General features: G+C 73.6%; 1 protein-coding gene. It reads left to right on the top strand.

The genetic code is table 11. From position 1 onward, the window contains the following. The first annotated feature begins 8 nt into the window (after positions 1-8). Positions 9-923: an ABC transporter substrate-binding protein gene (locus AC27IO_RS24445; RefSeq protein ID WP_498741243.1), complete on the top strand. Its 915-nt coding sequence runs from the start codon at positions 9-11 to the stop codon at positions 921-923. Positions 924-1217 lie beyond the last annotated feature (294 nt).

The raw sequence follows: 1217 nt of genomic DNA, 5'->3' as shown, positions 1-1217 counted from the left end.
GCCCCGCGCTGGCGCAGGGCGCGGGCGCGGTGCCGGGGTTCCCCGTCACCGTGCCCAACTGCGGCGACACGCTGCGCATCGCCGCGCCGCCCCAGCGCATGGTCGTGCACGACCTGAACATGGTGGAGATGGCAATGGCGCTCGGGCTGCAGTCGTCCATGGTGGGCGTGACGGGCATCACCGGCTGGTACAAGACCGATGCGGCGTTCCTGCGCAGCCTGGGGGCCATTCCGGAGCTGGCCCCCAAGTACCCCACGCTGGAAACGCTGCTGGCCGCCAAGCCCGACCTGTTCTTCGCCGGCTGGTACTACGGCATGCAGCCTGGGGGCGAGGTGACCCCTGCCACCCTGGCGCCGCACGGCATCCAGACGCTGATCCTGACCGAAAGCTGCGCGCACACGCTCGGCGACAAACCGCGCGCCACGATGGACCTGCTGTACGGCGACCTGCTGCGCCTGGGCACCGTTTTCGGCCGCCGTGCCGAGGCCGAGCGGCTCATTGCGCAATGGCGCGAACGGGTCCGGGCCGCGACCCGGTCGCCGCTGCCGCAGCCGCCACGCGTGTTCGTCTACGACTCGGGCGAGGACAAGCCCTTCACCGCGGGCCGCGCCGCCATGCCCACGGCCCTGATCGAGGCCGCGGGCGGGCGCAACGTGCTGGGCGATGCCCCCATGAGCTGGGGCACCAGCGCCTGGGAGACGGTCGCGGCGAGCAACCCGCAGGTCATCGTCCTGCTGGACTACCAGAATGGCCAGGGCCCGGAACACCTTCAGCGCCTCCTGCAGGCGCACCCGGCCATGCGGCTGACCGACGCCGTGCGCCAGCGCCGCTTCGTCACGCTGCGCTATGCCGAGTTGACGCCCGGGCCCGCCAACATCGACGCCATCGAAAAGCTGGCCCGCGCCCTGAGGCAGGCACCATGACGCCGCCGGGGGCGGATGCCCGCACCGCGCGGCGCAGTGCAGTGCCTCTGCGGATCACGCTGCGCCGCGCGGCGCCATGGGGGATCGCGCTGGCCCTGGCGCTGCTGGTCATGGGCGTCGCTCGACCGCGGGCAGTGCGCCCGTGTCGTGGCGCGAGGCCGCCGCGGCGCTGGCGGGGCCCTGGGCCGGGGCGTTCGGCGCGCCGGCGGGTGACATGGCGCAGGCCATCGTGCGCGACCTGCGCATGCCGCGTGTGGTGCTGGCGCTGCTGGTAGGCGCCACGCTGGCCCTGGT

This window comes from Acidovorax sp. KNOB132 (genome assembly GCF_057541515.1).
This window is presented reverse-complemented; position numbering and strand designations above follow the sequence as displayed.